The following is a 14,829-nucleotide window of genomic DNA, read 5'->3' as shown; positions in this document are numbered from 1 at the left end:
CTACGCGCCGAAATCAACAACGACCTCGACGTCGAACGCCAATACCAAATCTGGCTCGCCGAAGAATACGGACCACCACCGTTCTGAACGGCGGCATCAACCCTCGGCGCGCTCCTTGAGGCGCTGCAGGGTCAGCCGGATGTGTTCCGCATTGGCACCGTCACGATCCGCCACCCCCGTAGCCAACCCGGCGACCTTCTTGAACCAGCCCGCGCGGCGGTCCCAGGTGGATTCGGTCACCGTGCAGCCGCCGTCGGTGGCGGCGATGTCGTAACGCCAGTGCGCGACCGGGAACACCAGAGACTTCACATCGAACGCGAAGGTCTTGCCCGGCTCGGCGTCGGTGACGGTGCAGGTGGTGGACCAGCTTTTAGAGCCGTTGCGGTTGTGCCCCTTGAAAACCGCCCCGGGAGCGGCCGTGGCACCCTTCTGCCATTCCATCGCGTGGGCCTCCTCAGCCAACGACGCCAGCGTGGGCAGATCGGTGATGAGCGCGTACACCGCCGCGGGGTCGGCGGCGATGGAAACGGTGGCCTTCACGGGAGCGGGAGCATTCATGGCCCGATCGTATGTTGAATGGGGTATGACCGAACGCCCCATCCTCCAACCCACCGCCGCGCATCCCATCTCCGTCACCCCGACCGGCCGTCACGTCACGGTGCGGGTCAACGGCGAGGTGGTCGCCGAGACCGACGATGCGCTCACGTTGCAGGAATCGACCTATCCGGCCGTCCAGTACATACCGCGCGCGGACGTCACCACGGCCCTGACCCGCAGCGATACCACGACCTACTGCCCGTACAAGGGCGAGGCCAACTACTACCACGTCGGCGGGATCGACGACGCGATCTGGACGTACGAACAGCCGTACCCCGCCGTCGCCGACATCGCCGAACGTCTGGCGTTCTACCCGGACAAGGCCGACATCACCGTCGCCTAGCCTGGTGCGGTGCCCTCCACCAGCGTCGTGTTCGACGGCCCGGCGAGCCCGGGCCTGACGCTGGCGCCATGGCGCCGTAGCAGCGGGAATCCATGCCAGCGGGTCGATGCCGACGGGGTGATCTGGCATACCAGCTTGATGGCCGACGGCCCGGTCACCGCGCGGATCAGCAGCGCGGCGATGAACACCGTGGACTGTGAGGCCTGGGGACCCGGTAGCGCCGAGTTCCTCGACGGTTTTCCCGCGCTGATCGGCGCCGAGGACGATGCCGGCGGATTCGATCCGGTCGAGCCGACAATCGCCGAGGCCCATCGTCGAGTGCCACACCTGCGTCTCGGGCGTAGTGGACGGGTGTTGGAGGCGCTGGTGCCCGCGATCATCGAACAACGTGTCTCGGGCATGGACGCCTGGTGGGCCTGGCGGAGATTGGTGACGAAATATGGGGCCCCGGCTCCGGGGCCGGCCCCCGCCGGGATGCGGGTCATGCCGAGCCCAGAAGTCTGGCGACGTATCCCGTCGTGGGAGTTCCACCGGGCCAACGTGGACCCTCGACGGGCCCGCACGATCGTCGGGTGCGCCCAGCGTGCCGATGCACTGGAACGGCTGACGGCCGAGCGGGCCGTGACGGCGCTGCGCTCGCTACCCGGGGTCGGCGAGTGGACCGCGGCCGAAACGGTGCAGCGGGCCTTCGGCGACGCCGACGCCCTGTCGGTGGGGGACTACAACCTGTCCACGATGGTGGGACGTACCCTGCTCGGCCGGCCGATCGACGACGCGGCGATGGTGGAACTACTCGAACCGTTGCGGCCGCACCGACAGCGAGCCGTCCGCCTGCTGGAAGCCAGTGGGCTGGCGCACAATCCGCGCTTCGGCGCACGGCAGGCCATACCGAATCTGCGGTCGCTTTAGATCATGATTGCCCGACCGGGAAGTCGGGTACCCGGGACGCGACCGAACGTGAACCGAAAGGAACCGCAATGACCGCGTTCACCATTCCCGGCATGACCGACAAGCAGGGCGCTGACACCGCCAAGCTGCTGCAGAAGCAACTCAGCACGTACAACGACCTGCACCTGACGCTCAAGCACATCCACTGGAACGTCGTCGGCCCGAACTTCATCGGGGTGCACGAGATGATCGACCCGCAGGTCGAGCTGGTCCGGGGTTACGCCGACGAAGTGGCCGAGCGCATCGCCGCCCTGGGCCAATCCCCGAAGGGCACTCCGGGTGCCATCGTCGCCGACCGTAGCTGGGACGACTACTCGGTGGGGCGCGACACCGTGCAGGCCCACCTCGCCGCACTCGACCTGGTCTACAACGGGGTCATCGAAGACACCCGTGACGGCATCGAGAAGCTCGAAAAGCTCGACCCGGTGACCCAGGACATCCTCATCGACCACGCCGCCGAGCTGGAGAAGTTCCAGTGGTTCGTGCGGGCCCACCTAGAGAACTCGGGCGGCGAACTGGCGCATGAGGGCGCACCGACCGAGAAGGGTGCGGCCGGCAAGGCGCGCCGCAAGTCCGCCTGACGCAGCGCCGCAGGGGAGCCCGGCCAGTTCAGGCCGGGCCCTCCAGCGCGTCGTCTCGCACCGGGCGTTCGGCGAGTTGTTCGGCGACGCCGAACAGATGCGCGTACAGCAGCCCGGCGATCGCCGCACCGACCAGCGGCGCCAGCCAGAACGCCCAGAGCTGCGCGGGGGCGTCGTTGCCGTTGAAGAAGGCCACCGCCGTCGAGCGGGCCGGGTTGACCGACGTGTTGGAGATCGGGATCGAGATCAGGTGGATCAGCGTCAAGGTGAGCCCGATGGCCAACCCGGCGAACCCTTTTGGCGCCCGGTCGTCGGTGGAGCCCAGGATGACCAACAAGAACACTGCGGTCAGGACGACCTCGGCCAGCAGGACTGCCGCGAGCGAGTAGCCGCCCGGCGAATGCTCACCGAAACCGTTGGCGGCCATGTTTCCCGTGGCGGTCCAGCCGTCCTTGCCTCTGGCAATCAGGTAGATCACCAGGCCGGCCACCAAACCGCCGATCACCTGGACGATCCAGTACGGCACCACGGCCGCCCACTCCACCCGGCGGGCCAGCGCGGCGCCCAGCGTGACCGCTGGATTGAAATGCCCGCCGGAGATCGTGCCGAAGGCGTAGACGCCGGTCAGCACCGTCAGGCCGAATGCGAGAGCGACACCGAGAAAGCCGATGCCCACCGGGAAGCCGTCGGAGAGCACTTTCGCGGCGAACACCGCGCTACCGCAACCGCCAAGAACCAGCCAGAACGTCCCGATGAACTCGGCTGCCAAACGATGTCGCATTGCCGGTGTATCCATGGTGAACTCCTCCGTAGATGTGGTTCATCCGGAGCGTGTCACGCCAAACGTCGATGGCAGAGGCATTGTTGCGGAACTGATGGCACATTGAGATCAACCTGGCGGCTGATCATTGGTAGGCGGTCAGCCGGGCGATCAATGCCACCTTCCCGTCGTCGCCGACCGCGCATGCGTCGGCGACGCCGGAGCTCCGGCCGACGCGCAATGCCTTTGCCTCGTAACGGGATTCGCTGCTGCCGCGGAACTGCCTGAGGTAGTTGACCCGCAACGATGCCATGCGCCAGTGCCCACCGGCACCGAGTGCGGCCGAGGCGACCAGCTCCAGTGCGGCCGCCGACACACCGCCATGCACGATGCCGATGCTGTTGTTGACGACCGGATCGGGCAGCTGCCGCAGCACCACCGCCTCCCCGCCGGACTCGGCGACCTCCACGGACATACGGTCCTGCAGGGTCGCGGGTGGGGTTCCCTCCGTAGTGTCGGTCGGCCACTCGACGAGATGGCCGGGGACGTGGATGTGGAAGGACCGCACGGTGGCCGTCCCCACCAACTGGTCTCCGTGCGTGAGCTCACATAGGCCCAGTGAACCCGTGCCCTTCGGTCCGAAGGGGCGTCCCGTCGCCACCACCGGAACCGCTGGTGAGGCCGTGATCAGGTCCATCGCCTGCGGGGTCAGTTCCAGCGCCAACTCGCTGGATACCGTCCACTCGTCGTCAGCGCGGCGATAGTGGTTGACCAAACCGCCGATGTGGTCGACCAACATGGCCAGAGGGGCGACGGTCGGTTGTGCGGTCAGCGGATTGAGCAGGCCGCCGGCGGGGATGGAGGCCACGCAACGGTCCGGGCCCTCCACAAGCGTTTGTACGCCCATGCGGCCCAGGGGGTATTCAGCGGATAGTGCATCGCGGTCAAGAGTTACGCCTATCGCCGGGACTGTATACCGGCTGGGGGTATGCAGAGCGGCGACGACCGCGTTCGGCCACATCAAATATATTGCCCGACAACGGCTTTCGGTTGGGTTCCAGCGCTGGTGGCCGTGGCGGCGCTGACCGGCTGTTCGCACGCTTTCTAAGAATCTGACTAAGCTTTTCTGCAAATCAGCATATGCAGATAACGGCACGATAACGACACTGTGTGATGTTCACAGCAAATTCTGTCGTCAATCCACCGGTCGTTGGGCCGCAGGGTCGTGTCGTCGGGTCCGCTTCGGAGGTCCACTAAACCGACTGCGCACCAAGGGCTTTCGTTTTCCGGTGGAGAAACCGGTTTCGGCGGCACAGATGAGCCGAATCAGTATAGTTAGGCTTGGCTAAGTTGGCATCTGCCACGGTTTTTGCCTTATCGTTTTCTCCACTTATGGCGTGGGGAACATAGCCGTCGTCCAGTGCTGCACGGAGGCCACCAACGCCGAGCCGGCCTATTGCCGGCGCGGTAAAGCTTCATAAGAAGCGTGTTGAAGGGCAAGGTGGGAATGGCGCCCAGAAAAGTCGGGCTGTACAACCCCGCATACGAACATGACGCATGCGGCGTGGCAATGGTGGCAGATATTCACGGCCGCCGCAGCAGAGACATCGTCGACAAGGCCATCACGGCCCTGGTGAACCTGGAGCACCGCGGTGCCCAGGGCGCCGAGCCGAACACCGGTGACGGTGCCGGCATCCTGCTGCAGGTTCCGGACTCCTTCCTGCGTGAGGTCTGCGACTTCACCCTGCCGGAAGCCGGGAGCTACGCCACCGGCATCGCGTTCCTGCCGCAGTCATCGCGCGACGCCAATGTTGCCGCCGAAGCCGTGGAGAAGATCGTCGAGGCCGAGGGCCTGCAGGTGCTCGGCTGGCGTGAGGTGCCGACCGACGACTCGTCGCTCGGTGCTCTGGCACGCGACGCGATGCCGACGTTCCGTCAGCTGTTCATCGGCGGCGCCTCGGGCATGGACCTGGAACGCAAGGCGTACGTGGTGCGCAAGCGGGCCGAGCACGAGCTGGGTACCAAGGGCCCCGGGCAGGACGGCCCCGGACGCGAAACCGTCTACTTCCCAAGCCTTTCCGGTCAGACCTTCGTCTACAAGGGCATGCTGACCACGCCGCAGCTCAAGGCGTTCTACCTCGACCTGCAGGACGAGCGGATGACCAGCGCGCTGGGCATCGTGCACTCCCGCTTCTCCACCAACACGTTCCCGTCCTGGCCGCTGGCCCACCCGTTCCGGCGCATCGCCCACAACGGCGAAATCAACACCGTCACCGGCAACGAGAACTGGATGCGCGCCCGTGAGGCGCTGATCCGTACCGACGTGTTCGGTGAGAACGGGCTCGACAAGATCGTCCCGGTCTGTACCCCGGGCGCCTCGGACACCGCCCGGTTCGACGAGGTGCTCGAACTGCTGCATCTGGGCGGCCGCAGCCTGCCGCACGCCGTGCTGATGATGATCCCCGAGGCATGGGAACGGCACGAGACCATGGATCCGGCCCGTCGGGCGTTTTATGAGTTCCATGACTCGCTGATGGAGCCCTGGGACGGGCCGGCCTCGGTGTGCTTCACCGACGGCACCGTGATCGGCGCCGTGCTGGACCGCAACGGCCTGCGTCCCTCCCGCATCTGGGTGACCGAAGACGGCCTGGTGGTGATGGCCTCGGAGGCCGGTGTGCTGCCGCTCGACCCGTCCACCGTCGTCAAGAAGCTGCGCCTGCAGCCCGGCCGGATGTTCCTCGTGGACACCGCGCAGGGCCGCATCGTCTCCGACGAGGAGATCAAGGCCGAACTGGCCGCCGAGCACCCGTACCAGGAATGGGTCGAGCAGGGCCTGTTCCCGCTCGACGAGTTGCCGCCGGGCGACTACGTGCGGATGCCGCACCACCGTGTCGTGCTGCGCCAGCAGATCTTCGGCTACACCTACGAAGAGCTGAACCTGCTGGTGGCCCCGATGGCGCGCACCGGCGCCGAAGCGCTGGGCTCGATGGGCACCGACACGCCCGTCGCGATCCTCTCGGCCCGTCCGCGCATGCTGTTCGACTACTTTCAGCAGCTGTTCGCCCAGGTCACCAACCCGCCGCTGGACGCGATCCGCGAAGAGGTGGTCACCAGCCTGCAGGGCGTGATCGGACCTGAGGGCGACCTGCTCAACCCGGGACCGGAATCGTGCCGCCAGATCGTGCTGCCGCAGCCGATCCTGCGTAACGCCGACCTGTCCAAGCTGATCTGCGTCGACCCCGACCACGAGGTCCGGGGCCGCAAACACGGCATGCGGGCCGCGGTGATCCGCTGCCTCTACCCCGTCAACCGCGGTGGACAGGGCCTCAAGGAGGCGCTGGACAACGTCCGCGCCAAGGTGTCCGAGGCGATCCGCGAGGGCGCGCGCATCATCGTGCTCTCCGACCGTGAGTCCAACGAGACCATGGCGCCGATCCCGTCGCTGCTGTCCGTGGCCGCCGTGCACCACCACCTGGTGCGCGAGCGCACCCGCACCAAGGTCGGCCTGGTGGTCGAGGCCGGTGACGCCCGCGAGGTGCACCACATGGCCATGCTGTGCGGCTTCGGTGCCGCCGCGATCAACCCGTACATGGCCTTCGAGTCGATCGAGGACATGGTCGACCGCGGCGTGATCAGCGGCATCTCCAGTGACAAGGCCAAGGCCAACTACGTCAAGGCCGCCGGCAAGGGTGTGCTCAAGGTGATGTCCAAGATGGGCATCTCGACCCTGGCCTCCTACACCGGCGCGCAGCTGTTCCAGGCCATCGGCATCTCCCAGGAGGTGCTCGACCAGTACTTCACCGGGCTGAGCTGCCCGGTGGGCGGCATCGACCTCGACGACATCGCCGCCGACGTCGCCACCCGCCACGCGCTGGCCTTCCTGGACCGCCCCGACGAGCGCGCCCACCGCGAGCTCGAGGTCGGCGGCGAGTACCAGTGGCGCCGCGAGGGCGAGTACCACCTGTTCAACCCGGACACGGTGTTCAAGCTCCAGCACTCCACCCGGACCGGGCAGTACTCGATCTTCAAGGAGTACACCGCGCTGGTCGACGACCAGAGTGAGCGGATGGCCTCGCTGCGCGGACTTTTGAAGTTCCGCGACGGCATCCGCCAGCCGGTGCCGCTGGACGAGGTGGAGCCGGCCTCCGAGATCGTCAAGCGCTTCTCCACCGGTGCCATGAGCTACGGCTCGATCTCGGCCGAGGCGCACGAAACCCTGGCCATCGCGATGAACCGCCTTGGCGGACGGTCGAACTCGGGTGAGGGCGGCGAGAGTGTCGACCGCTTCGAGCCGGACGAGAACGGTGATTGGCGGCGCAGCGCCATCAAGCAGGTGGCCTCGGGCCGCTTCGGCGTGACGAGCCACTACCTGACCAACTGCACCGACATCCAGATCAAGATGGCCCAGGGTGCGAAACCCGGTGAGGGCGGCCAGCTTCCGGGGCACAAGGTGTACCCGTGGGTGGCCGAGGTGCGGCACTCGACCCCGGGTGTCGGCCTGATCTCACCGCCGCCGCACCACGACATCTACTCGATCGAGGATCTGGCGCAGCTGATCCACGACCTGAAGAACGCCAACCCGGCAGCGCGTGTGCACGTCAAGCTGGTGTCGGAAAACGGTGTGGGCACGGTCGCCGCGGGCGTCTCCAAGGCGCACGCCGACGTGGTGCTGATCTCCGGGCACGACGGCGGAACCGGAGCCACCCCGCTCACCTCGATGAAGCACGCCGGTGCCCCGTGGGAGCTGGGGCTGGCCGAGACGCAGCAGACCCTGCTGCTCAACGGATTGCGCGATCGCATCGTGGTCCAGGTTGACGGTCAACTCAAGACCGGCCGCGACGTGGTGATTGCCGCGCTGCTGGGCGCCGAGGAATTCGGTTTCGCCACTGCGCCGCTGGTGGTCTCGGGCTGCATCATGATGCGGGTCTGCCACCTCGACACCTGCCCGGTGGGTGTTGCCACCCAGAACCCGGTGCTGCGTGAGCGGTTCAACGGCAAGCCGGAGTTCGTCGAGAACTTCTTCATGTTCATCGCCGAAGAAGTCCGGGAACTCATGGCGGAGTTGGGCTTCCGCACCATCAACGAGATGGTCGGCCAGGTCGGAGCGCTGGATACCACCCAGGCCGCCGAGCACTGGAAGGCCCACAAGCTGGATCTGTCGCCGGTGCTCTACGAGCCTGAGTCGGCGTTCATGAACCAGGACCTGTACTGCAGCTCGCGTCAGGACCACGGCCTGGACAAGGCACTGGATCAGCAGCTGATCACCCAGAGTCGCGAGGCCCTGGATTCCGGTTCACCGGTGCGGTTCTCGACCAAAATCACCAACGTGAACCGCACCGTCGGCACCATGCTGGGCCATGAGGTCACCAAAGCCTATGGCGGACAGGGGCTTCCGGACGGCACGATCGACATCACGTTCGACGGATCGGCCGGCAACAGCTTCGGTGCGTTCGTGCCCAAGGGCATCACGCTGCGGGTCTACGGTGACGCCAACGACTACGTCGGCAAGGGATTGTCGGGCGGCCGGATCGTGGTGCGTCCCGCCGACGAGGCCCCGGCCGAGTTCTCCGCCGAGGACAACATCATCGCGGGCAACGTCGTCCTGTTCGGCGCCACCAGCGGTGAGGCGTTCCTGCGCGGCCAGGTCGGCGAGCGGTTCGCGGTCCGAAACTCCGGCGCCCACGCGGTTGTCGAGGGGGTCGGCGACCACGGTTGCGAATACATGACCGGAGGCAAGGTCGTCATCCTCGGACCCACCGGCCGCAACTTCGCGGCGGGCATGTCCGGTGGTGTCGCCTACGTCTACGACCCGGCCGGTGTGCTGGGCGAGAACCTGAACAGCGAGATGGTGGAGCTGGAAGCGTTGGACGCTTCCGATGCGGCCTGGTTGCGCGACTTTGTCGCGGCCCACGTCGACGCCACCGATTCGGCTGTGGGGCAACGGGTCCTATCTGATTGGGATAACGAGTTGAAGCACTTTGTGAAGGTCATGCCGCGCGACTACAAGCGTGTGCTGGCCGCCATCGCCGAGGCCGAACGCGCCGGCGACAACGTCAACGACGCGATCATGGCGGCCGCCAATGGCTGATCCACGCGGTTTCCTCAAGCACACGTCCCGCGAGCTCCCGCCGCGGCGGCCCGTGCCCCTGCGGCTCAAGGACTGGAAAGAGGTCTACGAGGACTTCTCCCACGAGACGCTGCAGGACCAGGCTTCACGATGCATGGACTGCGGTATCCCGTTCTGCCACAACGGCTGTCCGCTGGGCAACCTGATTCCCGAGTGGAACGACCTGGTGTACCGGGATCGGTGGCGCGACGCGATCGAGCGGCTGCACGCCACCAACAACTTCCCGGAGTTCACCGGGCGGCTGTGCCCCGCCCCATGTGAGGCGTCGTGCGTCCTGGGCATCAACCAGGACCCGGTGACCATCAAGCAGGTCGAGGTCGAGATCATCGACAACGCCTTCGACCAGGGCTGGGTGGTCCCGAAGATGCCCGACGTGCAGACCGGTAAGAAGGTCGCCGTCGTTGGGTCCGGGCCGGCCGGATTGGCTGCGGCGCAACAGCTCACGCGCGCCGGCCACACCGTCACGGTGTTCGAGCGTGCCGACCGCATCGGCGGCCTGCTGCGCTACGGCATCCCCGAGTTCAAGATGGAAAAACGCCACATCGACCGGCGTCTGGAGCAGATGGCGGCCGAGGGCACCACGTTCCGCCCCGGCGTCAACGTCGGCGTCGACATCACCGTGGCCCAGCTGCGGCTGAACTACGACGCCGTCGTGCTCGCCGGCGGTGCCACCGCCTGGCGTGATCTGCCGATCCCGGGCCGCGAGCTCGACGGCATCCATCAGGCCATGGAATTCCTGCCGTGGGCCAACCGGGTCCAGCTCGGCGACGAGGTCCTCGACGAGAACGGCCAGCCGCCGATCACCGCCAAGGACAAGCACGTCATCATCATCGGCGGTGGCGACACCGGCGCCGACTGCCTGGGCACCTCGCACCGTCAGGGTGCGGCCAGCATTCACCAGTTCGAGATCATGCCGCGGCCGCCGGAGACCCGCGCGGACTCGACGCCGTGGCCGACCTACCCGCTGATGTTCCGGGTGTCCTCGGCCCACGAAGAGGGCGGCGAGCGCGTGTTCTCGGTCAACACCGAGGAATTCGTCGGCACCGACGGTCGTGTCACCGGGCTGAAGGCACACGAGGTCAAGATGAACGCCGGCAAGTTCGAGAAGGTCGAGGGGACCGACTTCGAGCTCAAGGCCGACCTGGTGCTGCTGGCCATGGGCTTCGTCGGTCCGGAGAAGGAAGGCCTGCTGGCCAACCTCGGTGTCGAGCTGACCGACCGCGGAAACGTCAAGCGCGACGACAACTTCCAGACCTCGGTGCCCGGCGTGTTCGTGGCCGGTGACATGGGTCGTGGACAGTCGTTGATCGTGTGGGCGATCGCCGAAGGTCGGGCCGCCGCGGCCGGCGTGGACCGCTACCTGATGAGCAAGACTGCGCTGCCTGCACCGATCAAGCCGACTGCTGCGCCGCAGCGGTAAGGGCACCGTGGCAGGCGGATGAGGCTGCGACGTCGCGTCGTCTCCGGGACAGTGTTGATCGCTGTCCTGGCGGTGCTCGTACATGACCACCTCATCCCGCTCAGCACGCAGTTCTACGGACTGACCGGCAACAACTTCGACCTGGACACGTATCGCGCTGCGGTGCACGCGTCGTGGGATGGTAGGAGCCTGTACGACGAACCAGCACTGCGTGGCGCGTGGTTCGTGTATCCGCCGTTCGCGACGTTCCTGCTGGCGCCGCTGGCCTGGCTTGGTTTCGACGTCGCGAAGTTTGTCTTGCTGGCGGTGTCGATCGGCCTACTGGCCCTCATCGCGTGGCGCATTGTGCGGCTGGCCGGCGTACGGGCGGACTTCCGGCTGGGCGTGATGAGTGCGGCACTTGCTGTGATCGTCGTCGACGTCGAACCCGTGCAGGCCACGTTGTGGTGGGGGCAGATCAACGTCGTGCTCATGGCGATGGTGATGCTCGATCTGTTGCGACCCAGCGGTGCCCGGTGGCGGGGGATCGGACTGGGTCTGGCGGCGGGTATCAAACTCACGCCGCTGATCTTCCTGCCGTACCTGTTCGTGACCCGGCAGTGGCGGGCCTCAGCCACTGCCGCAATCACTTTCGTCGCGACGGCGGCGTTGACCTGGCCGATCTTGCCGCGGGACAGTGCCTGGTTCTGGACGCATCTCGGGGACACGTCGCACATCAGCCGTATCGATCACCTGGCGAACCAGTCCATCAACGGCTTTCTGGCTCGCTACTTCGCACCGGACCCACGTCCGGAATGGCTGTGGATTGTGTTGAGCCTGTTGGTGGTTGCCGTCTGTCTCACGGTGGCCGCGTGGGCGCACCGACGAGGGGAACACGCACTGGCGGTGGTGCTGGTGGGCCTTTTGGGTTGCGCGGTGTCGCCGTTCAGCTGGGCGGCGCACTGGGTCTGGTTCGCGCCGGCGATCTTCTGGTTCGTGGCGAAAGCGTTGACGACGCCACGACCGTGGACGGCCGGCTGGGTGTGTCGCGCCGTCGGTCTGTTCGCGATGACCTTCATGTGGACGTTGCAGCGGCCGGCTCGCAACCACACCACGATGTACTTCAGCGGTGTCTATTGGAACTATCTGGACCTGCGCCGGTTCTGGGTCGGCCAGCTCGCGAGTGGGTGGTATCCGCTCGTGTTCGGATGTTTCGTGATTGCGGCTGTGGGTTGGTTGCGGCTGAGCACAACGCCGGAGCGGGTTGATGCCGGCCAGACGTCCATGACGTCGGACGACCTCGACGACTACCCGCCGGAGTTCCTCGATGAGGAGCTGGCGCGCACGTAGTGGGCCCTCGCTAATCCCACCAGTCACACCAGCCTCACAAAAAACAGCATATTTTTGTGCGGCGTGGCTCACACTGTTTGCCGGATGTCCGGTATCTAATGACTCGGTGAGAGTGCTGCGGTAACGTAGAACTACGGGTACAGCTACCAGTTAGTCGCAGGAGTGATCACCGTGTACATCAACCCGATCAGTCGGTCACGGATGGGTCGAATTGCCTGGTCATTGTTCCGTCATCCGATGAAGAGCCGCGAGTTCCCGGCCAAGCAGGAACGTCTGGTCACCGCCGACGAGCTACTTCGCTTCGGCGTCTAGGACATATCGAGCAGTTACGCTGGGCAGCCTCCTCGACTGCCCAGCGTATTTGCTTTCATTGCACCTGCGTACTCAGTTGCCCCGGAGCGCTTCGGCCAATGGCTCGAGCACGGCCGGATCGTAGGGCGGCGGTAGATAGATGATCGCCAGATCCAGGCCCTCGGCGCCGAGCGCGGCGGCCTCGTTGACCACCTTCGCAAAATCGCGGTCCTCGCCGAGGCGCACATGCGCCGACAGCGTGATCTCCTTGGGGTCGCGACCGAGGTCAGCGCAATGCGCGGCGAGCACGTCGCGCTTACGGGCGAATTCCTCGGGCGGACCACCGACGAAGTTCCAATGGTCGGCGTACTTCGCGGTGATCCGGAGCGTGCGCTTTTCCCCGCTACCGCCGATGCAGAACGGCGGATGCGGCTGCTGCGGACCCTTGGGCTCGTTACGCGCATCTTTGAGTTGGTAGAACTTGCCGTCGAACGTCGTCGTCTCCTGCGTCAGCAGCCCTTTGAGGACCTGGCAGGCCTCCTCGAAGCGATCGAAGCGCTCTTTGATCGAACCGAGTTCGATGCCGTATGCGCCGGACTCCTCCTCGTTCCAGCCGGCGCCGATGCCCAGTTCCAGGCGGCCGTTGGAGACGATGTCGAGTGCGGAGGCCATGTTCGCGAGCACCGCCGGGTGGCGGTAGTGGATACCGGTGACGAGCACGCCGACCCGCAACCGCTCGGTGGCCTGGGCCAGCGCGGTCAGCGTGGTCCAGCCCTCCAGACAGGGGCCGGACGAGTCAGAGAAGATCGGATAGAAGTGATCGAACGTCCAGCCCGATTCGAAGACGTCGATCTGGTCGGCAGCTTTCCAGACGGCAAGCATGTCGGCCCACGTGGTGTTCTGCGGTGAGGTTTTGAAGGCGAAGCGCACGTCATCCGAAACTAGTCGCGCCCGCTGGTTCATTCCTGACAATCCAAGCCGTGCTGATTACGTATCTTCACGGCCATTTCGCCGCCGCAATCGGTAGTGTCGGGCACAGAAAAATACGAAATCCTGCGACCTGAGCATCTGGAGCGAACATGAGTGAGTACGCAGTCACCGATCCGGCGACCGCCGAGGTGATCGCCACCTACCCGACCTCGACCGACGCCGAAATCCAGGCCGCGATCGAGGCTGCCGCCAAGACCGCCCGCAGCTGGGCGCGCACCACCACGGTGGCCGAGCGGGCCGCACTCTTGGCGAAGGTGGGGAAGCTGCACGAACAGCGCCGCGAACAACTTGCCGACGTGATCGTCCGTGAGATGGGCAAGCCGCGGGATCAATCGCTGGGTGAGGTGGACTTCTGCGCGGCCATCTACCAGTACTACGCCGACAACGCCGAGAAGTTCCTGGCCGACGAGCCGATCGACCTCCTCGAGGGCGAGGGCAGCGCGGTGATCAAGCGTGGCCCGATCGGTGTGCTGCTCGGCATCATGCCGTGGAACTACCCGTACTATCAGGTGGCCCGATTCGCCGGCCCAAATCTGGTGGTGGGCAACACGATTCTGCTCAAGCATGCGCCACAGTGCCCCGAATCCGCCGAGCTGCTGCAACTGCTCTTCCTGGAGGCCGGCTTTCCGCAGGGTGCCTACGTCGACATCCGCGCCACCAACGACCAGGTCGCCGACATCATCGCCGACCCGCGGGTGGCCGCAGTGTCGCTGACCGGCTCCGAGCGGGCCGGCGCCGCAGTGGCCGAGATCGCCGGGCGCAACCTGAAGAAGTGTGTCCTGGAACTCGGTGGCTCCGATCCGTTCATCGTGCTGTCCACCGATGATCTCGACGCCACCGTCGAGTCCGCGGTCGAGGGCCGGATGGAAAACACCGGTCAGGCCTGTAACGCCGCCAAGCGATTCATCGTCGCCGAGAACCTCTACGACGAGTTCCTGACCAAGTTCACCGAGAAGCTGCTGGCGGCCGCCGACGGGATCGCGCCGTTGTCGTCGGAGGCCGCAGCCGAACGCCTTGAGCAACAGGTGAAGACGGCCGTCGACCAGGGCGCCCAGCTGACCTCGGCCGGTGAGCGCCGCGGCGCGTTCTACCCGCCGGCCGTGCTCACCGGCGTCACCGAAGACAACGACGCGTACCACCAGGAGCTGTTCGGCCCGGTGGCCGTGGTGTACAAGGCCGGCTCCGAAGACGAGGCCATCGCCATCGCCAACGACACCCCGTTCGGCCTCGGCTCCTACGTCTTCACCACCGACGCCGAGCAGGCCAAGCGCGTGGCCGACCGCATCGATGCCGGCATGGTATTCGTCAACGCCGTCGGTGCCGAAGGCGCCGAGCTGCCGTTCGGTGGGGTCAAGCGCTCCGGTTTCGGGCGGGAACTCGGCCGCTACGGCATCGAGGAGTTCGTGAACAAGAAGCTGATCCGTATCGCCGGTTGAGCGCCGG

Annotated in this window: 12 protein-coding genes; 8 read left to right on the top strand and 4 right to left on the bottom strand. The window is 66.1% G+C overall.

Going from position 1 to position 14,829, the window contains the following annotated elements; translation table 11 throughout:
* Positions 1-96: 96 nt before the first annotated feature.
* Entirely contained in the window at positions 97-558 is a 462-nt protein-coding gene (locus tag A5733_RS09300) for an SRPBCC family protein (RefSeq protein ID WP_067768276.1), read from the bottom strand.
* A 25-nt stretch (positions 559-583) separates the two neighbouring features.
* On the opposite strand from A5733_RS09300, the gene A5733_RS09295 reads away from it, so the two are divergent.
* The 3 genes from A5733_RS09295 to A5733_RS09285 all read left to right on the top strand — a co-directional run bounded on the left by A5733_RS09295 (position 584) and on the right by A5733_RS09285 (position 2,469).
* Positions 584-940 (top strand): DUF427 domain-containing protein, encoded by a 357-nt coding sequence (locus A5733_RS09295; RefSeq protein WP_076239895.1) that lies wholly within the window; start codon positions 584-586, stop codon positions 938-940.
* A gap of 9 nt (positions 941-949) precedes the next feature.
* Positions 950-1,849: a DNA-3-methyladenine glycosylase gene (locus A5733_RS09290; RefSeq protein WP_076239894.1), complete on the top strand. Its 900-nt coding sequence runs from the start codon at positions 950-952 to the stop codon at positions 1,847-1,849.
* Between the two features lie 68 nt (positions 1,850-1,917).
* On the top strand, positions 1,918-2,469 hold the full coding sequence (locus tag A5733_RS09285; protein WP_067768270.1) for a Dps family protein: 552 nt from the start codon (positions 1,918-1,920) through the stop codon (positions 2,467-2,469).
* 28 nt (positions 2,470-2,497) lie between these two features.
* Here the strand turns inward: A5733_RS09285 and aqpZ are convergent, their stop codons facing one another.
* Positions 2,498-3,265 carry an aquaporin Z gene (gene aqpZ, locus A5733_RS09280; RefSeq protein ID WP_076239893.1) on the bottom strand — a complete coding sequence of 256 codons (768 nt, stop codon included), beginning with the start codon at positions 3,263-3,265 and terminating at the stop codon, positions 2,498-2,500.
* A gap of 109 nt (positions 3,266-3,374) precedes the next feature.
* The gene (locus A5733_RS09275; protein ID WP_233152658.1) at positions 3,375-4,097 is read right to left on the bottom strand and encodes a PaaI family thioesterase; all 723 of its coding nucleotides are present in this window, start codon (positions 4,095-4,097) and stop codon (positions 3,375-3,377) included.
* Between the two features lie 639 nt (positions 4,098-4,736).
* Between A5733_RS09275 and gltB the strand changes: the two genes are divergently transcribed.
* The 4 genes from gltB to A5733_RS27030 all read left to right on the top strand — a co-directional run bounded on the left by gltB (position 4,737) and on the right by A5733_RS27030 (position 12,417).
* The gene (gene gltB, locus A5733_RS09270) at positions 4,737-9,317 is read left to right on the top strand and encodes a glutamate synthase large subunit (RefSeq protein WP_076239899.1); all 4,581 of its coding nucleotides are present in this window, start codon (positions 4,737-4,739) and stop codon (positions 9,315-9,317) included.
* On the top strand, positions 9,310-10,776 hold the full coding sequence (locus A5733_RS09265) for a glutamate synthase subunit beta (RefSeq protein ID WP_076239891.1): 1,467 nt from the start codon (positions 9,310-9,312) through the stop codon (positions 10,774-10,776). Before gltB ends, A5733_RS09265 begins: the two co-directional genes overlap by 8 nt.
* 18 nt (positions 10,777-10,794) lie before the next feature.
* Positions 10,795-12,105 carry a glycosyltransferase 87 family protein gene (locus A5733_RS09260; protein ID WP_076239890.1) on the top strand — a complete coding sequence of 437 codons (1,311 nt, stop codon included), beginning with the start codon at positions 10,795-10,797 and terminating at the stop codon, positions 12,103-12,105.
* Positions 12,106-12,267: 162 nt separating this feature from the next.
* The gene (locus A5733_RS27030; protein ID WP_197508237.1) at positions 12,268-12,417 is read left to right on the top strand and encodes a hypothetical protein; all 150 of its coding nucleotides are present in this window, start codon (positions 12,268-12,270) and stop codon (positions 12,415-12,417) included.
* Between the two features lie 72 nt (positions 12,418-12,489).
* Here A5733_RS27030 and A5733_RS09255 read toward each other — a convergent pair whose 3' ends face one another.
* Positions 12,490-13,326: an LLM class F420-dependent oxidoreductase gene (locus A5733_RS09255; protein ID WP_076239889.1), complete on the bottom strand. Its 837-nt coding sequence runs from the start codon at positions 13,324-13,326 to the stop codon at positions 12,490-12,492.
* A 149-nt stretch (positions 13,327-13,475) separates the two neighbouring features.
* Here A5733_RS09255 and A5733_RS09250 point away from each other — a divergent pair, with 149 nt between their 5' ends.
* The gene (locus A5733_RS09250) at positions 13,476-14,822 is read left to right on the top strand and encodes an NAD-dependent succinate-semialdehyde dehydrogenase (RefSeq protein ID WP_067768258.1); all 1,347 of its coding nucleotides are present in this window, start codon (positions 13,476-13,478) and stop codon (positions 14,820-14,822) included.
* Positions 14,823-14,829 lie beyond the last annotated feature (7 nt).

Origin of the sequence: Mycobacterium sp. NS-7484 (assembly GCF_001953975.1) — a bacterium.
Taxonomy (GTDB): Bacteria; Actinomycetota; Actinomycetes; order Mycobacteriales; family Mycobacteriaceae; genus Mycobacterium.
This window is presented reverse-complemented; position numbering and strand designations above follow the sequence as displayed.

Excerpts from the sequence above, each read along its gene's own strand:
- A5733_RS09265 (WP_076239891.1), top strand. The coding sequence starts at position 9,310 with ATGGCTGATCCACGCGGTTTCCTCAAGCACACGTCCCGCGAGCTCCCG.
- A5733_RS09300 (WP_067768276.1), bottom strand. The coding sequence starts at position 558 with ATGAATGCTCCCGCTCCCGTGAAGGCCACCGTTTCCATCGCCGCCGAC.
- A5733_RS09295 (WP_076239895.1), top strand. The coding sequence starts at position 584 with ATGACCGAACGCCCCATCCTCCAACCCACCGCCGCGCATCCCATCTCC.
- A5733_RS09260 (WP_076239890.1), top strand. The coding sequence starts at position 10,795 with ATGAGGCTGCGACGTCGCGTCGTCTCCGGGACAGTGTTGATCGCTGTC.
- aqpZ (WP_076239893.1), bottom strand. The coding sequence starts at position 3,265 with ATGGATACACCGGCAATGCGACATCGTTTGGCAGCCGAGTTCATCGGG.
- A5733_RS09250 (WP_067768258.1), top strand. The coding sequence starts at position 13,476 with ATGAGTGAGTACGCAGTCACCGATCCGGCGACCGCCGAGGTGATCGCC.
- gltB (WP_076239899.1), top strand. The coding sequence starts at position 4,737 with ATGGCGCCCAGAAAAGTCGGGCTGTACAACCCCGCATACGAACATGAC.
- A5733_RS09285 (WP_067768270.1), top strand. The coding sequence starts at position 1,918 with ATGACCGCGTTCACCATTCCCGGCATGACCGACAAGCAGGGCGCTGAC.